Annotated in this window: 20 protein-coding genes; 12 read left to right on the top strand and 8 right to left on the bottom strand. The window is 35.8% G+C overall.

The genetic code is table 11. From position 1 onward, the window contains the following. Nucleotides 1–343 precede the first annotated feature (343 nt). Both PYV58_RS08805 and PYV58_RS08800 read left to right on the top strand, forming a co-directional pair. Nucleotides 344–580: a DUF333 domain-containing protein gene (locus PYV58_RS08805; RefSeq protein WP_245349895.1), complete on the top strand. Its 237-nt coding sequence runs from the start codon at nucleotides 344–346 to the stop codon at nucleotides 578–580. Between the two features lie 201 nt (nucleotides 581–781). Further along, nucleotides 782–1,315: a ClbS/DfsB family four-helix bundle protein gene (locus PYV58_RS08800; RefSeq protein ID WP_034615226.1), complete on the top strand. Its 534-nt coding sequence runs from the start codon at nucleotides 782–784 to the stop codon at nucleotides 1,313–1,315. On the opposite strand, the gene PYV58_RS08795 is transcribed toward PYV58_RS08800, so the two are convergent. After that, nucleotides 1,312–1,626, bottom strand: coding sequence for a hypothetical protein (locus PYV58_RS08795; protein WP_227504250.1), 315 nt, complete (start codon nucleotides 1,624–1,626; stop codon nucleotides 1,312–1,314). The genes PYV58_RS08800 and PYV58_RS08795 overlap by 4 nt on opposite strands. A 242-nt stretch (nucleotides 1,627–1,868) precedes the next feature. On the opposite strand from PYV58_RS08795, the gene PYV58_RS08790 reads away from it, so the two are divergent. Both PYV58_RS08790 and PYV58_RS08785 read left to right on the top strand, forming a co-directional pair. After that, nucleotides 1,869–2,078: a hypothetical protein gene (locus tag PYV58_RS08790; protein WP_034615229.1), complete on the top strand. Its 210-nt coding sequence runs from the start codon at nucleotides 1,869–1,871 to the stop codon at nucleotides 2,076–2,078. A 76-nt stretch (nucleotides 2,079–2,154) separates the two neighbouring features. Then, complete coding sequence (locus tag PYV58_RS08785) at nucleotides 2,155–2,709, top strand: lipocalin family protein (RefSeq protein ID WP_004822314.1); 555 nt, start codon at nucleotides 2,155–2,157, stop codon at nucleotides 2,707–2,709. 75 nt (nucleotides 2,710–2,784) lie between these two features. On the opposite strand, the gene PYV58_RS08780 is transcribed toward PYV58_RS08785, so the two are convergent. After that, nucleotides 2,785–4,017 carry an MFS transporter gene (locus PYV58_RS08780; RefSeq protein ID WP_051671037.1) on the bottom strand — a complete coding sequence of 411 codons (1,233 nt, stop codon included), beginning with the start codon at nucleotides 4,015–4,017 and terminating at the stop codon, nucleotides 2,785–2,787. A 66-nt stretch (nucleotides 4,018–4,083) separates the two neighbouring features. Here PYV58_RS08780 and PYV58_RS08775 point away from each other — a divergent pair, with 66 nt between their 5' ends. The 5 genes from PYV58_RS08775 to PYV58_RS08755 all read left to right on the top strand — a co-directional run bounded on the left by PYV58_RS08775 (nucleotide 4,084) and on the right by PYV58_RS08755 (nucleotide 8,375). Beyond that, nucleotides 4,084–4,476, top strand: coding sequence for a helix-turn-helix domain-containing protein (locus PYV58_RS08775; RefSeq protein ID WP_034615232.1), 393 nt, complete (start codon nucleotides 4,084–4,086; stop codon nucleotides 4,474–4,476). Nucleotides 4,477–4,686: 210 nt separating this feature from the next. Continuing rightward, a complete protein-coding gene (locus tag PYV58_RS08770; protein WP_034615236.1) occupies nucleotides 4,687–5,685 on the top strand; it encodes an AraC family transcriptional regulator in 999 nt (332 codons plus the stop codon). A 114-nt stretch (nucleotides 5,686–5,799) separates the two neighbouring features. Continuing rightward, nucleotides 5,800–6,423, top strand: coding sequence for a sterol desaturase family protein (locus PYV58_RS08765; protein WP_034615239.1), 624 nt, complete (start codon nucleotides 5,800–5,802; stop codon nucleotides 6,421–6,423). A gap of 33 nt (nucleotides 6,424–6,456) precedes the next feature. Beyond that, nucleotides 6,457–7,491, top strand: coding sequence for a DUF6670 family protein (locus PYV58_RS08760; protein ID WP_034615242.1), 1,035 nt, complete (start codon nucleotides 6,457–6,459; stop codon nucleotides 7,489–7,491). Between the two features lie 200 nt (nucleotides 7,492–7,691). Beyond that, nucleotides 7,692–8,375 carry a DUF1566 domain-containing protein gene (locus tag PYV58_RS08755; protein ID WP_034615245.1) on the top strand — a complete coding sequence of 228 codons (684 nt, stop codon included), beginning with the start codon at nucleotides 7,692–7,694 and terminating at the stop codon, nucleotides 8,373–8,375. 286 nt (nucleotides 8,376–8,661) lie between these two features. Here the strand turns inward: PYV58_RS08755 and PYV58_RS08750 are convergent, their stop codons facing one another. Further along, complete coding sequence (locus PYV58_RS08750) at nucleotides 8,662–9,240, bottom strand: YceI family protein (protein ID WP_004719471.1); 579 nt, start codon at nucleotides 9,238–9,240, stop codon at nucleotides 8,662–8,664. Between the two features lie 309 nt (nucleotides 9,241–9,549). Between PYV58_RS08750 and PYV58_RS08745 the strand changes: the two genes are divergently transcribed. After that, a complete protein-coding gene (locus tag PYV58_RS08745; RefSeq protein ID WP_034615249.1) occupies nucleotides 9,550–9,960 on the top strand; it encodes an OsmC family protein in 411 nt (136 codons plus the stop codon). A 40-nt stretch (nucleotides 9,961–10,000) separates the two neighbouring features. On the opposite strand, the gene PYV58_RS08740 is transcribed toward PYV58_RS08745, so the two are convergent. The 3 genes from PYV58_RS08740 to tkt all read right to left on the bottom strand — a co-directional run bounded on the left by PYV58_RS08740 (nucleotide 10,001) and on the right by tkt (nucleotide 13,281). Next, the gene (locus PYV58_RS08740) at nucleotides 10,001–10,774 is read right to left on the bottom strand and encodes a hypothetical protein (RefSeq protein WP_034615252.1); all 774 of its coding nucleotides are present in this window, start codon (nucleotides 10,772–10,774) and stop codon (nucleotides 10,001–10,003) included. Nucleotides 10,775–10,903: 129 nt separating this feature from the next. Beyond that, complete coding sequence (locus PYV58_RS08735) at nucleotides 10,904–11,119, bottom strand: hypothetical protein (protein WP_004719469.1); 216 nt, start codon at nucleotides 11,117–11,119, stop codon at nucleotides 10,904–10,906. A gap of 173 nt (nucleotides 11,120–11,292) precedes the next feature. Next, nucleotides 11,293–13,281, bottom strand: coding sequence for a transketolase (gene tkt, locus PYV58_RS08730; RefSeq protein WP_034615254.1), 1,989 nt, complete (start codon nucleotides 13,279–13,281; stop codon nucleotides 11,293–11,295). Nucleotides 13,282–13,848: 567 nt separating this feature from the next. On the opposite strand from tkt, the gene metK reads away from it, so the two are divergent. Continuing rightward, nucleotides 13,849–15,015: a methionine adenosyltransferase gene (gene metK, locus PYV58_RS08725; protein WP_004719464.1), complete on the top strand. Its 1,167-nt coding sequence runs from the start codon at nucleotides 13,849–13,851 to the stop codon at nucleotides 15,013–15,015. Between the two features lie 260 nt (nucleotides 15,016–15,275). Here metK and PYV58_RS08720 read toward each other — a convergent pair whose 3' ends face one another. Continuing rightward, nucleotides 15,276–15,527, bottom strand: coding sequence for a hypothetical protein (locus tag PYV58_RS08720; protein ID WP_004822342.1), 252 nt, complete (start codon nucleotides 15,525–15,527; stop codon nucleotides 15,276–15,278). 296 nt (nucleotides 15,528–15,823) lie between these two features. Here PYV58_RS08720 and PYV58_RS08715 point away from each other — a divergent pair, with 296 nt between their 5' ends. Then, nucleotides 15,824–16,021, top strand: a complete 198-nt coding sequence (locus tag PYV58_RS08715) for a hypothetical protein (protein WP_034615261.1) — start codon at nucleotides 15,824–15,826, stop codon at nucleotides 16,019–16,021. Here PYV58_RS08715 and PYV58_RS08710 read toward each other — a convergent pair. Beyond that, nucleotides 16,018–16,647 (bottom strand): LysE family transporter, encoded by a 630-nt coding sequence (locus PYV58_RS08710; RefSeq protein ID WP_034615256.1) that lies wholly within the window; start codon nucleotides 16,645–16,647, stop codon nucleotides 16,018–16,020. The genes PYV58_RS08715 and PYV58_RS08710 overlap by 4 nt on opposite strands. Between the last annotated feature and the right edge of the window lie 52 nt (nucleotides 16,648–16,699).

Below are 16,699 nucleotides of genomic sequence, written 5' to 3'. Positions count from 1 at the left end.
ATTTATCTATATCAGCATGAAATAGACTTTTCTGTTTCGTGCTTTTTATAACGTATTTACTCTTCACCCATTAATACGGCGTTGCTCGAAATATAATATCAATACTGCATTGCCTATATTTAACTGACCATAACATTTACATTAAAAAGATATTCTTTATTCTCACACAAAATTATTTAATCAAACTTAATATTTTACACTAAATCATACCTGATCATTATGTTTGAGCTACAGGATTATACAGAGTAGATACATTAAAGCTTGCTGATTTATTTATACTGCATACTTTAAAACCAAGACTTTGTTTGCAATGAATAAAATATATATTGGCGCTTCTGTGCTCATGACAACACTTCTTTCTGCCTGCTCTACCCCTGAAGTAAATAATCAAAATGCTAAACCACTTGGCATGGCCAATCCTGCAAGTGTGTATTGTCAAAAAATGGGAGGAGAATCTCAGATTAAAAAAGATGCTTTAGGAAATGAAGTAGGATATTGTAAGCTTCCAAATGGAACAGTGGTTGATGAATGGAAGTTGTTTAGAAGTGCACAAGGCGATGAGCAAGCTGCTACTAAATAATTTTGAATAATCGCTGCGGAATATAAACAATAGACAAGCCTTCTGGAATGACTGATTTTCTATTGGCATAAATTTCAGACTCATTACTGTATATTCACTACGGTAATGAGTTGTTCCATCATTGTTATAGTTAAAATAAGTTAGATCTAAATATGCATTAAATATAAACAGTATTGTATTTATTTTGGGAATATTGAATAGATGAAAACCTACCAATCTAAACAGGAACTGATTGTTGCAATCAATAATTCATTAAAGCAATATTTAACAGAATTTGAAGAAATATCCGAAGACTTAAAAGCTCATAAAGTTGCGACTGTAGATAAAACCCCTGCCCAAAACTTAGCCTATCAATTGGGATGGGTAAATTTATTATTAGAATGGGAAAGTAAAGAACTTGCAGGTTTCCCCGTTTCAATGCCAAAAGAAGGCTATAAATGGAATAACTTAGCCAGTCTATATCAAAATTTTTATCAAACTTATGCCCAGCATTCATTAAAAGAAAATACTCAGTTATTGTCTAAACGGGTCAAAGCAGTCACAGACTGGATTGAAAATCTAACAGATGAAGAACTATTTGAAATAAATCAACGTAAATGGGCAACCACACCTGCCAACTGGCCACTGTATAAATGGATTCATATCAACACTGTCGCCCCTTTTACCAATTTTAGAGTTCAAATCAGAAAATGGAAGAAACTTAGCATAAATACTGAACCAACTAAAAAGCCTTAACAGGTTATTTTTTTCAGATCTAAGTATTGAGTAATGGTGTTATTTAATTCATCCAAATAATACTGTTTGGGTTTTTCTTGTCCCATAGATTTGTCTAATTTCATTAAAGCAGGCAGGTAGTCTTTTTTATAGACACGCTCATATTCACCACATAATAATGCTCTATTTACCTCATTACTGGTATTTTCATTATCCAATTGCTCATGCATGACTTCAATTTGTTTTTCTTGCTGCATCAATACCAAACTATGTGGATTTGGTGTAATACAACCTGTAAGCATCAGCAACAATACCATTGTTATTTTTTTCATAAATCTGCTTCATTGTTCTTAGATTAAACTGAGCATAAACTATTTTTATCCCCCGCTCAATTTGTCGATAACAATTAAAATTTGAGTTTTACTAAAGTACGTATTAAAATCTTGATTAAGTAACAAAATCAAAATTTGATATAAACAGTTCGAATCTGATTCACTCAAAGTGCAGAGCATTAAAATTCAATCACTCGTAGTTTTATTGATTATCAGCCATCAAGGTGTAAAGAATTTAATCCATGTCCCCTAGAAATAAGCCAAACAGAAAACAATTGTTATCCTCTGCTTGGTCAACAGATCAAGATTGCTTTCTCATTGAAAACAACCATTTAACTGTTGATCAATTGGTTGAAATACTGCCCTACCAACATGATGAAATTATCGCAAGAAAAAGTCAACTTGGACTGCTTAGAAGAGATTTTTACATGAAAAAACTACATGACTTGTAAGCAAAATTACAATATCCCCGCATCGGGCGCGACATAATGAATATATATATTAAATACTTAAATATAGGGCTATGTCATGAACAACAAGTTTAAAATATTAACGCTCGTCGGTGGAATAGCATTACTGAGTGTTGCGGCATTTGCTTATGCAGGAAATGAGAAGATTCAAACCGTTAACAATGTAGATTTAAAGAGGTATCTGGGTACTTGGCATGAAATTGCACGCAAGCCAATGTATTTTCAAAAGAAATGCGATTATAACGTTACTGCTGATTATTCCTTAAATGAAAATGGCTCAATCAAAGTGGATAATCGTTGTTACGATAAAAATGGCAAGCTTCAACAATCAATTGGCGAAGCATCTGTTCAAAACGCGCCTACAAACTCCAAATTAAAAGTGAGTTTTTTACCAAAAGCACTTCGTTGGTTACCTGTAGGGCGTGGTGATTATTGGATTTTAAAGCTGGATGAAAACTATCAAGTTGCATTGATCGGTACACCCAATAAGAAATATTTATGGTTACTCAGTCGATCTCAACAGCTTGATCCAGCCACGACTGAAGAATATTTAAATTATGCTAAAAGCTTAGGATATGATTTAAGTGATTTAATTGAAACCAAACAAAAATAAATGCATACAAGCCCTCTTTTTGAGGGCTTGTTGAATCTGGTTCATTTTATACGATTGTACTACAAGCCCTTTTGATCAATGTTGTCTACGAAATGAGACACAACTGATGAGTAAGCCCACAACCATCAATGCTCCAGCACAGATAAAGGTAAGTTGCATCCCATCAATGATTGCTAAAGCCGTTGCCTGAGTGAGCTGATTTGTGCCGACACCAAATGAAAAAATAGCTCCCATCATTGAAGCCCCGATAATTAAGCCCATATTACGAGATAAGCTAAGAAGTCCTGATACCATCCCTTGTCGAGCTTTGGGAACATCTGCCAAGGTCATGGTATTGTTGGCTGCCTGAAACAGCTGATAACCCGAAGTCAAAATAATGATCGGCATAATATAGCCACTTATACCCAGCAATTTCGGTAAGATAGCGAGCATCGAGCTACCGATAATCAGAAAAATCAATCCTATAGTGACGATATAGCGACTGCCCCAGCGGTCGACAAGTCGACCCGATGGAATCCCACTTAAGATAGCAACCACTGGCCCAATCCCCATAATCAAACCCACTTGTATTTGATCCAAGTTTAGACCAAGACTGAGATAAAAAGGTCCAATGACAAGTGTGGTCATCATAACAGCAGCAACCAACAAATTAACCATAAGGTTTGGTGTTATGTTCTGGTCTGTTTGCAAAGAAGTTAGTGCAGGAATTTGTTTTTTAATGTAATCATTAGGCAGCAGTACCCTAGCCAGAATAATCGCGATACCGGCAAGTATAAACTGTAATCCAAAAATGCTTTGCCAACCGCTCACGACAATCAGAAACCCGCCCAACACTGGTCCAAGTGCTGTACCTAAAGCAGATATTGTTCCAAGCATTCCCATTGCTCTTCCCAACTGTGATTTACTGACGGTCTGACGTGTAAGTGCCATTGCAAGTGTCATTAAGAATGCCGCACCTATTCCTTGAAATGATCGTGCAGCAACCAATATCCATAAGCTGGGTGCAACACTACATAGCAGTGAAGCCAAACTGAATATAATCAGTCCAACGATCAGCATAGACTTACATCCATATCGATCACCTAAGCGTCCAGCAATCACAACCGTGATCGTCAACGAGATCAGATATCCAATTACAACAGCCTGTACTTGAATAAATGGCAGTAAAAAGACCTCAGCTAGTGTGGGTAATGCGATATTAGCAATGCTTGTTCCCAGCGATGCCAATAGCATGGATAACCCCAAAGTGATAGTGATTCCAGTTTGGGTCTTGTTTGTCAATGTTAATGATTCTGTCTGCTCTGTCATGTTGCGCTCTTGTCAGCAGTGGTGTTTAAGCACATACTACTAATTCAAGTTGACTTGAGGTCAAGTATGAAATTTCTTGATATTGGTGAAGTTTCAGCAAAAAGCGGAGTTAAACCTTCAGCACTACGCTATTACGAAGAAATCGGTTTGATTTTCTCAATTTCTCGCCATGGATTACGTAGACAATTCTCTTCTGAAGTTCTGTTACGACTCACTTTGATTTCAATGGGAAAATCAGCAGGCTTTTCACTTAAAGAAATCGCAGCAATGTTCGATAGTCGTGGTGCACTTGATCTTTCCCCAAGTGTTATTCACCAAAAAGCTGATGAGATTGATCTTCAAATTCATAAATTGATCGCACTCCGTGATATACTTCGCCACGTAGGTGACTGCCCTGCACCATCGCATTTGCAATGTCCTAGTTTTAAGCGACTAGTTGAAAAGGCTGCTCATAAATAAAAGAAATTTTTAAAAATTTTTTGATGAGTATTTGCTGAATAGCTAAATTAGATTGTAGAACAATAATTAAAATTAGCACGCAATGACATTGAACAGTCAAATGGCTTTCTCTAAGATGATAAAACAAGCTTAAATTTTGATGACTTTTATACGTTTGTAGCCTGATCTACGAATATAAATTGTATCTGTTGAAATCGGTATTTTTGATTTATGGATCAAAGCAAATCTAGTGATTCTGGTGTTTTCCTCTGGTTAACATATCACACTCTAAATAAAATGAATTTGGACGCAAATCGGATATTTTCACAAATAAGATTATCTGAACAACCACCTGACAAAACCATTCGGCGAGATAATTCGACCCAACAACGCTTTTGGGAAATAGCTGAAGAAATCAGTGCTGATCAGGATATCGGACTTCATGTAGGTGAACATTTCCCCATTTTTAGAGGCGAAATATTAGAATACATTTTTATGAGTAGCCCTACATTTGGAGACGGCTTGCAAAGAGCGTTGCGTTATCAGAAAATTTTTACCGATGCTTTTGTGGCTCATTTACACATTGAAAATCAAAATGCAATGATCACGAATCTTCAGCACCCAGTTCGTCATTATCTAGAATGTGCCATAAGCGTTATGCTTAATTTTTTAAACTATATCAGTAACAATCATTTTTATCCCAAAGAAATATGGTTGCCTTACCAAGAAGGCGCGAGTTTAGATGAATATCAACGTATCTGGAAATGCCCGACTCGTTTAGGTATGCAGTACGGCTGTATAATTTTTGATGCGGAAATATTGAGTTTAGCTTCAGCATCGGCTGAGCCAATGCTATTAAAAATACATGAGCATGTAGCTAAACAGCAGGTGAAAGTTGTCGATAAATATTATTTGATTAATGATATAGAAAACTTACTCAGCTCTGGTTTATTAGAATCAGGGCAATTAGATCTAAAATTAATTGCCCAACATTTAGGGCTACAGCCCCGAAAACTTCGTGCAGATCTTAAAGAAGTTAACACGACTTTTGAAAAAGTTTTGGCAACTTATCGTGAAAAAATGGCCAAAAAGCTGTTGATGAATCCCAATATAAGCATAGATCAAGTTGTATATTTACTTGGTTTTTCTGAGCCTTCCGCCTTTTCACGTGCCTTTAAACGTTGGACAAATGAAACGCCATCCCATTATCGCCAGCGCAAGCAAAAATAATTTTTTAGCTATAACTTGATTCTAATGACATTTAACGAGTTAGCTTTTCGGTCAAAAAAAATGAGCTGTTCTTTTCTACACTGACGGTTATTTCTTAATTGAAAAGGATCAGAGATGTTAGGTTTTCCAATTGGCCTTTTAGTTGCGAATGGATTTGAATGGTATGCACATAAGGTATGGTTGCATGAATTTCCAAGTAAACACCGTAATAGCCCTTTCTTCACACATATAGCACATCATAAACGTGCCAGAACAGATCTGTTTCATGATGAAGGATATCGTGAATCTATGTTTAAAAATGCAGAAATTTATAATGAAAAAACCGCATTGTTAGGTTTAGCCGCGGTTTCAACTGTATTTTTACCCATTGCACCATTTTTTACTGCCGGCTTATATTATGGGATTTGGAATTATTGGCGTGTACATGCAAAATCTCACCTAGACCCAGAATATGCGCGTAAACGGATCCCTTGGCACTATGATCATCATATGGCAAGTAATCAAAATGCCAATTGGTGTGTTACACGTCCGTGGTTTGATTATATTATGGGAACACGTGTTTTTACTGAGCTTTCGATTAAAGAAAGCAATCCCTTAGGAATAAAACTACCTAAAAATTTTGAAATAATCCTAAACAAGACATCACAGAAAATATTTGCAAAATCATATCTTAAAATTACCTCTAAGAGTGCATTGGATATAAAAAGTACTCGTCAAGGCATCTCATTAGAACTGTAAATTTTAACAAATAAAGTATTAAGGATCATTTTGATGAAACGATTATTGCCCAAACACATTGCTGCGCCAAAGTTTTTACATCATTTTATCGATCGTTCAGAGACAATCAACGGAAGACCTTTTGATGTGAATACGCCAACGCATACACCAAAAGGAAAGTATTCTTGCGTTCATTATGGGGTTATGATTCCAAATCTTGAAGCACCATTTAATTTTTTGAATCTTTTAATTGTGGTTGGTCAACCTCGTGTAAAAATTTTTCGGAATCAACATTTAATCCAAACCACTGCGCTTGATACTGCAAACGTATTAATCGGTACCGCAGTAGCTACAAAAGAACATTTTAATGGCTATAGTGTAGAAAATGACTGTGTATTGGAAAGCAATGGTTCATCTTTAAGTTTTGGTCGTGACGTGTTACTCGAAGGTACATATCCAAATTTTCATGCGCAGCGTGAAGGTCATGATTTCAATTTTGATTTAAAGATTCATGCAACTGATAAAATTGCCCATTTTGTACAAATGTCATTGGGTTTATATGATCACTGGGCATTATTATGTAAATATGAAGGATTTCTTGAATATCAAGGTAAGAAAACCACAGTTCAAGGACTGTGTACTTATGAATATGCTCGTGCAGTAGATGTAAATTTATATATCAATTATTTTACCTATCATATTTTAAATATCGATGAGAAAACTCAAGTCCTACTTGTAGAAATCCTTGGTCCATTAAATCTGGTATTGCAACGTCGAGTATATATTCGTTCTACAGATGATCATGGCAGTATTCATTCAAATGGATTTAATTTTAATGTCCATGCATTTGAAGATCAGCGCGTTATAACCCCGAATGGTTTATCAATGCGTTTAGCTCGTACTTTCTCATGGAATGTGAATGATGATAATGGAAATCCGTTAATCCATATTGATGGTCGAACAAATGCTGATTTTCAATATGGTATGGCGGGAGGTTATGCAGGGAGCTATAAATATAAAGGTACATTCAAGGGTCGTGCAGTTGAAGGTACTGGTTATATTGAATATTTAGATATCCGTACCGATTAGATCGATTCAACTTATAACTAGACGATAAAAAGTCTAGTTTAAACAGATATATCAGCTGCTTTACCATTGCTCGATATTCATCAATGTAGTTATGAAATATATCAAGGCAACGATAATATGGTATTCGGTCTTTTCTACATTTACTTTGGAGGAAAGTAAAAGTAAATTAAAGAGAACTATTCCTTAAGCACTAAGACAAAATGAATATTTTTAACCAATTTAAATTTTGTATTGAGCAGCGTAAAAGCTTAATTCCAGCATCTTTGCTTTTAATATTGTCAACAAGCGCCATGAGTGTTTACGCAGAAACGGATGAACAATTAAGCAAATCTGGGCAATGGCATGACCCTGCCACAGGTCTAATCTGGATGCGTTGTTCCATTGGGCAATCATGGACAGGCTCAACTTGTAAGGGTGATCCTTTGGAATTTAAAAACTGGGAAGATGCACAAGATTATCTTAATCAAATGAATAAAAATGGTGGATTTGAGGGTAAAAATAACTGGCGTGTTCCCCAAATAAAAGAATTAATAACAATTCGTAAATGTAGTACTGGCTGGAGGAAAATAGGACAAATACAATTACCAGAACAAGAGCGGAGACAATATGGACAAGATCATGAACTTGAAATGAAAAAATTACCTTATGGGCAAAAAGCTCCGGCTAACTGTGCTGATGATTCAACTAGCCCTACATTAGATACTCATATTTTTCCTAATACCCCATCTAATGGTAAATATTGGTCAAGTTCATTATCCCCATGGAAACCTATAGGCTACAAATATAAGGCATGGAATGTCGACTTTAAGACTGGTTTTTTTGCACCGACCATTAACTACACAGACGACCATAGTTTTTCTAGAGCAGTTCGAAATAGTCGTTAGTTTCCCAGCAGGAAATATTCGCTATTAATGACTAATATTGTATGTTCGATATATCGATAGCAAGAAATTGTCTAGTATTTTATATAAGCAGTATCATGCTAATGTTAGAAAAAATTTAAAAATATAAAAGAATTGCAACGACTGAAGAATAGCTGATTTTGCCTCTAGAGCAAATCATAGTGAGTAATGATTATTTAAATATCTTAAATTGAATAAGGAATAGACGATAAAAAAGGCCTATAAAGCAAGTTAAACTAACTTTACAGGCCTTTAATCTATTTAAATATTACTTCGCTACAGAAGCTTCTGTTGTAATATTTACAGTGATTTTATCACCTACATTCGGGACATATGCTCCAACACCAAATGCTGAACGATTAAATGATGTCGTTGCATTGAAACCAATTGACTGTGCTTTAGTCATTGGATGCTCACCTTGTTTGTTTAAAACAGCATCTAAAACAACAGGTTTAGTCACATCTTTCACAGTTAAGTTACCTGTGATTTTGTATTTGTTTTTACCTAAAGCTTGAACTTTAGTACTTTTAAAAGTGATGTTTGGATATTTTGCAGCATCAAAGAAATCTGCATTTTTTAAATGTTCATCTAAGGCTGCAACATTGGTATTTAAACTAGACAATGGAATAGTTACATTGACAGATGAGTCTGCTGGTTTTGCATTATCAACAGAGATCGTACCTTGAATATCACTGAAGTTTGCTGAAGGTGTTGAAAAACCGAAATGATTCCAAGTAAATACTGTTGCAGTATGTGTTGGATCAATTTTGTAATCTACAGGTTTTGCCATGCTGAAAGTTGCTACTGATGCTACGGCTAAACCCAATGTTAATGCTTTGAAGTTCATCTTTATATTCTCGCTATCGAATGGATATTAGTTTATACACTTCCCGTATAAATTCATTGTTATTGATAATACGATATGTTGCATATATGCAACGATTCTATAGTGTGCGTTTTTAAAACTTAATTAAGCCCCTATAAATTAATGTAAAATATTGTTTTATAAAATTTTAATTTATTAAATTTAATTAAACCATGTATATATCAGAAACTAAATTCAAAACTAAAATTTAAAGTTCAATAAATTACACTAGACCATTTTACGGAAATTTTATATTTATAGTACTGGTCTTTTTTATCTGACGAATGTTTTATGGCAAATATTGCTCAAGCACAAAGTACACAAACAGCTTATCGTGTAACACTCACCAATCCACAAGGACATACATGGTATGCCGATGAACCTAGCGATAAAGGTGGTCAAGATACTGCACCGAATCCAATTCAAATTTTATTATCAGCACTAGGCGCTTGTACTGTGATCACCCTAGAAATGTATGCAAATCATAAAGGGCTTAAAATTGAACATGTTCAATTAGATTTAGCTTTAAATCCTGAGGGTGACCCTGAAGCAGGTCAAAATAATATTTCAAGGAAAATTGTTCTTAAAGGTGATTTCACCGAGGAGCAACATAAACGACTGCTTAAAGTTGCAGAAAGCTGCCCTGTTCATAAATTATTGACTTCAAATATCCAAATTCAGACAGAGTTGGGTATTGAATAAGAATTCCCTCATTTTTTAACAAGAGGATCAGGTATTCTTATTAATAAATACCCCGTTCAATGCCCTCTATCCATTTTCTAACCCAGTTAGCATTTCCTTGATTAAAAGTATAACCTTGGTGTTTAAAAACGTTATAACAATCTATGAAATGCTGGCGGATAGACTCGTCATTTTTCCAGTGCAATAAGATTTTTCTAACACGTTCAGAAGTAAGACTTAATTCATCTGCTTGTTCATATTCATCATAACCGCTATTCACTTTTTGCGTTGCATAGTCAATTAAGCTATATGCTGCGGGATGTTTTAAACAGAGATCTGACAATTTTTCTGTATCAAACAAATAAGACTGAAACATATCCAAAAAATTTTCTATATATTTAAATTCAGCATTCTCTTCTTGATATAAATGATAATGAATATAAGTTTCTGCAAATTGCTGTAAAAAGGCTAATTCCCCAATAGTCCAGTCCCCTAAGCTATAAGCACTTATGCGCTGAAAGAAATAATTTTCTGATAAAAAATTATTGGTTCCTTGCACTAAAAAATCTAAAAACAATGGTAAAAAATATTTGAACTCGCATAGCGGTGTTTGATTTGAATATGCTGCATTTACATAATTGTTGAAAATACCAATCTCAATTCGTTGCAATGGTGTATTTTTCAAATAAATATGATCTTCCTCAAAAGAACAACCACCACACATACAGGCATCTAAAGCTTCCGTTTTATCAAGACCATATACAGAAAAAATTTTATAACCTTGTGCAATCAACTCTTTTAGTTTTATGGAATATTGTTCTTGTTCAGTATTCATTTGCTGATCTTTTATATTTTCAAAAATAGATTCTATAATTATAATTTTTTTCAGCTGTTAATTTAAATGAAGATTAATTCTTAAAATTACAAACGGTAAAAATCAAAGCCCCTTTCGGGGCTTTTAAACTTATAACTTCTCAACCAAAACACGATCGACTTGCTTTAAACCAGATTGTTTTTCATGGTTTTTACGGCGGATCTTAATCAACTTGTCTTCTTGAAAATCTTGTAACAGCAACTCAACGGCAACCATAGATTCAAGCGGTAAATCCTGCCCAATCCACTTTTGCTCACCTGCGTCCATCAAGGTAATTTCATCACTAATTTGTTCATAAAGGCTCATATTTTCCTCACTTCTGGGATATGTATCACTATGTTTCATGAATACCCAATGAATGGCACAACTATATACCTATTGCAAAAAACTGCCACTAAAATTTACTTAATTTACAAACAAATTTCACAATATAAAAACGCCCCGAGAGGGGCGTTTTTATATTTAAAACGATGCAAGAATTAAGCAGTTAATTCTTTTACAGCGCCAACAACAGCTTCAGTGGTAATACCAAAGAACTGGAACAAATCTTTGGCTGGTGCAGACTCACCGTAAGTTGACATACCAATAACTTTGCCGTCTAGACCTACAAATTTCCACCAGTAATCTACATGTCCAGCTTCAACTGCAACACGTGCACGGATATTTGATGGTAATACAGCTTCACGATATGCAGCATCTTGCTTCACAAATTCTTCCGCACATGGCATAGACACTACACGTACACCATCAAGTTGTGCATATGCTTCCATCGCCAATGAAACTTCTGAACCAGTCGCAATAATGATCGCTTTTAATTCGCCTTTTTCTTCAGCCAATACATAACCACCTTTCACAACATTCTCAATCTGAGCTTGAGTACGTGTTTGGAATGGTAAGTTTTGGCGAGAGAAAATTAACGCAGTAGGACCTTCGTTACGTGTTAAAGCAGATTTCCAAGAAATAGACGCTTCAACTGTGTCACATGGGCGCCATGTATTTAAATTTGGTGTACCGCGTAAAGAGGCAATTTGCTCAACAGGTTGATGGGTTGGACCATCTTCACCTAGACCAATTGAGTCATGAGTATAAACATGGATCACACGTTGTTTCATCAATGCAGACATACGAACTGCATTACGAGCATATTCCATAAACATAAGGAAGGTTGCTACATAAGGAATGAAACCACCATGCAATGCTACACCATTGGCAATTGCAGTCATACCAAACTCACGCACACCATAATGTACGTAGTTACCCGCAGGATCAGACTCAACCCCTTTCGCGCCTTTCCAAAGTGTAAGGTTTGAACCAGCCAAGTCAGCAGAACCACCTAAAATTTCAGGTAGTAAAGGTGCAAATGCTTGAATCGCATTTTGGCTTGCTTTACGTGTTGCAATGGTTTCACCTTTGGCATTCACTTCAGCAATATAAGCATCCGCTTGTGCCAAAAATTCTGCAGGCAAGTCACCATTCACACGGCGTTTTAACTCAGCCGCTTCTGTTGGGTATTTTGCAGCATAGCTTGCAAAAACGTCATTCCAAGCAGCTTCTGAAGCTGAACCCTTTGCTTTTGCATCCCAAGCGGTATAGACATCAGCAGGAATAACAAACGGCTCTTCTTTCCAACCCAATGCTTCACGAGTTAATGTAATTTCATCATTACCCAATGGCGCACCATGGCAATCTTCTTTACCTTGTTTGTTTGGAGAACCTAAACCAATAATCGTTTTACAGATAATCAAAGTTGGTTTCGAGCTTTCTGCACGCGCAGCAACTGTCGCAGCACGAATTGCATCTGCATCATGACCGTCTGCACGAAGTACTTGCCAACCATAAGCTTTAAAGCGCTCTTCTGTATCGTCAGAGAACCAACCTTCTACTTCACCATCAATAGAAATACCGTTGTCATCATAATAAACAACGAGTTTTCCAAGACCTAATGTTCCAGCAAGTGAACATGCTTCATGGGAAATACCTTCCATTAAGCAACCATCACCCAAGAAACAGTAAGTGAAGTGATCTACAACTTGAATATCTTGTTTATTAAATTGTGCCGCTAAAGTTTTCTCAGCAAGTGCAAAACCTACAGCATTGGCAACACCTTGACCAAGTGGACCTGTTGTCGTTTCAATCCCTGGTGCATAACCTAATTCTGGGTGACCAGGAGTTTTAGAATGTAATTGGCGGAATTGTTTAATATCTTCAATAGAAAGATCATAACCAGTTAAATGAAGCAAAGCATATTGCAACATTGAACCATGACCATTTGACAATACAAAACGGTCGCGGTTTGCCCATTGTGGGTTGCTTGGATTATGGTTTAAAAATTCACGCCATACGACATCAGCGATATCTGCCATCCCCATTGGAGCACCTGGATGTCCAGAATTAGCTTTTTGCACAGCATCCATAGCCAATACACGAATTGCGTTAGCTATACGACGTTCATTCAGCGGGGTTGTCATAAATCAGAGTCCAATAAATTAAAATATAGGAAGATGAATAGAAAATTCAAAAACTGGGATGTATTGTCTTAAAAAAAGCGATCAGGGTAAAGACTTAAGTCTATATTTATCCGCTTAGGTTGCAAATTAATTAAAAAATATACCGAATAGTCTTAAATCAACGTTAAAAACGGTCTTTTTTCTTATTCACATCGAACATCTCAACATCAGCAAAACAAATTTGATTATGTTTAGCGATGCAGTTACATTCGGATATTCTTTCACCCCCCTATTCAGTCTAAATTTTGAAAATTTCATGCTGATCATTATTCAATAGAACAAGATCTCGCTAAAGCGTTTCACGCGATAAAAAATCATGATAACTTGAATGCAAATCGCCCTGCTTTTGCAAATTTTTCAGAAAACAGGACTCAATCATAATCTTTTATCAATTTTTCTAATGAGCATATCAATTAAAAACACATGAAAATGAATTTAATTCATGCATTTTAGTCAGGTAATGCTAGTCCTCAGGCTGAAGTCGATGTAACATATTGCGTCTTTATAAATTACTGTGATAGGACTTTCATGCGCGAGTATGCTGTTTTTACTTCGGAATCTGTGAGCGAAGGCCATCCAGATAAAATGGCTGACCAAATCAGTGACGCTATCTTGGATGCAATCTTAAAAGAAGACCCATACGCTAGGGTTGCATGCGAAACATTAGTAAAAACTGGTGCAGTCGTTCTTGCAGGTGAAATTACAACGACTGCAAATGTCGATTTTGAAACTATTGTCCGCAATACCGTAAATGGAATTGGCTATCACCATACCGATTTAGGTTTTGATGGTTCAACTTGTGCTGTGATTAACATGGTGGGTAAACAATCACCTGAAATTGCACAAGGTGTAGACCGTCAAAAACCAGAAGACCAAGGTGCAGGTGACCAAGGTTTAATGTTTGGTTATGCAAGCCGCGAAACTGATGTGTTGATGCCAGCACCGATTTCATATGCGCATCGCTTAATGGAAAAACAAGCTGAATTACGTCGTAACGGCGCACTACCGTGGTTACGCCCAGATGCAAAAAGCCAAGTAACATTTGCCTATGAAAATGGTAAACCTGTTCGCCTAGATGCAGTTGTTCTTTCAACTCAGCACGATCCTGAAATTTCACAAGCCAATCTTAAAGAAGCTGTGATTGAAGAAATCGTGAAAAAAATTATCCCTGCTGAAATGTTCCATGCAGGTACTAAATTTCACATCAACCCAACAGGGTTATTTGTGATTGGTGGTCCAGTGGGTGACTGTGGTTTAACTGGTCGTAAAATCATTGTAGATACTTACGGTGGTATGGCGCGTCATGGTGGTGGTGCTTTCTCGGGTAAAGACCCATCAAAAGTTGACCGTTCTGCTGCTTATGCAGGCCGTTATGTTGCAAAAAATATTGTTGCTGCAGGTTTGGCGGATAAATGTGAAATTCAAGTGTCTTATGCAATTGGTGTTGCTGAGCCAACTTCGATTTCGATCAACACATTTAATACCGGCAAAGTATCTGATGAATTGATTATCCAATTGGTTCGTGAGCATTTTGACTTACGTCCATACGGTATCACCCGTATGCTTGACCTGATTCAACCAATGTATAAGCAAACCGCTGCTTATGGTCATTTTGGTCGTGAAGGTTCAGATACTGCATTTACTTGGGAAAAAACAGATAAAGTTGAAGCACTTAAAGCTTCTGCAAATTTGTAATGCTAGCCTAAGATCTAAATCTGAAAAAAGCTCGCAAATGCGAGCTTTTTTATTGAATTAATGTTATCGGGATGAATACCTCAAAATTTTTCCTCCTCTACTCCACTGAATATCTATATGTTAAATATCTTATCGATATTTATAACTTAAAACAGCTCTAAATGGTTTGTTTATTTTAATCATTAGCATGATCTAATTTTATTGTTCTTTAAAAAATCAAACCTTTATAGAATTAAATCTACCATCTACACGTACATGAATTATTGACCATCTGATTTAGCATCTGGCTGTAACACACTCAATAAAGAAACTTGTGCTGGGGTTTCTGTATTGTGATTTTGCAAATAAATATGTCCCACTTTAAACGTTACTGCTGCAATCAAACAAGCAACCAGACAAAACGTCCATAATCCATATGGGCTTTTAATATGTTGAGAGCCACATTTTGGACAAACTTTTTGTGTTGAACTGACCGCTTCATCACAACAAGCACAATGATATTGTAGAATCATATTCAGATCTCCTTTTATGGCGCTATTATTGTTTTTAATTATTACACTACAATTATATCCATATATGTAATGTAAAAAATCTGTTTCTTTTTTTAGTGTACATGATTCGTATCTTTTGACAAGACAAATTTGTTTCAATATATTCTTACATAAATTCAATAATTTAAATTTAAATACTAAAAATAAGTAATTATAAATCAACAGCTATCAAATTGTGGATCATTCATTCAATATTCTGTATTACATTGATTCAAGCTATAATCTGTAAAGTTAAAGATATTGTTTTGGAGATTATTTTGGTACAGCTGATTAAAAAAGGCGGTTTAAGAGAGCGTGCAAATCGCAGTCGTAAATACACGCAATCTGAAAATAATATTAAAACCTTAGATCCACATCGCTATGCCACTCAAGATCAAAACGATAGTCGCAATAATCAACAGTCACAACAACAACAACAACAACCCGTAAATCCTCAACAACATCCCGACCACTAAAACATTTTCAAGACATCGACCCAAAGGAAAATGGCAAATAATAAGAAAAAGCTTCCTGAAACAATATCGATATAACTTCCCGATTTTTGATAAACGCGTTTAATTTTAGGAATTGACATGATCATCATCAACAGACTGAAAACTAAAAATGTTTGTATTGGAATAATCACTGCCAACTGCGGTTTTAAATTTGCACCTGCTGTTGAACTCAATGCCAATGAAAAAACACTACTAAAATAAATCACAATCTTAGGATTAGCTAAATTGGTATAAAGCCCCAATAGAAAATAGTTTTTAGGGGGCTGCTCTATCACGCCATCTAAATTGGTATTTTGTTTAAGTGTTGCAATGCCGCCTCTCAACATTGCATAGCCCATTTTAGCAAGGAATAAGCCCCCGATCAGCATCAAGACTTGTTGAATCCACGGCCATTGTTCCAATAAAACCGTAAAACCAAGCAAAGTTAATGCAACCCATACCACCACACCAGCAGAGATGCCTAGAATGATTTTTAAAGTATTGGCACGTGTTGTCGATGCTGAGCTTTTAGCGACAAGTAATACATCTGGACCAGGACTCAACTGTGCAACAAAGTGTAGTGCACAAATGGTCAATAACATCGACATAATAGAATCTTAGAAATTGTGACTCAGTGATTATATCGTTTGATCAAAAATA

This window comes from Acinetobacter sp. TAC-1 (genome assembly GCF_029025845.1).
Taxonomy (GTDB): Bacteria; Pseudomonadota; Gammaproteobacteria; order Pseudomonadales; family Moraxellaceae; genus Acinetobacter; species Acinetobacter guillouiae.
Note: the sequence above shows the minus strand (reverse complement) of the source record. Positions and strands in the feature narration are given on the sequence as shown.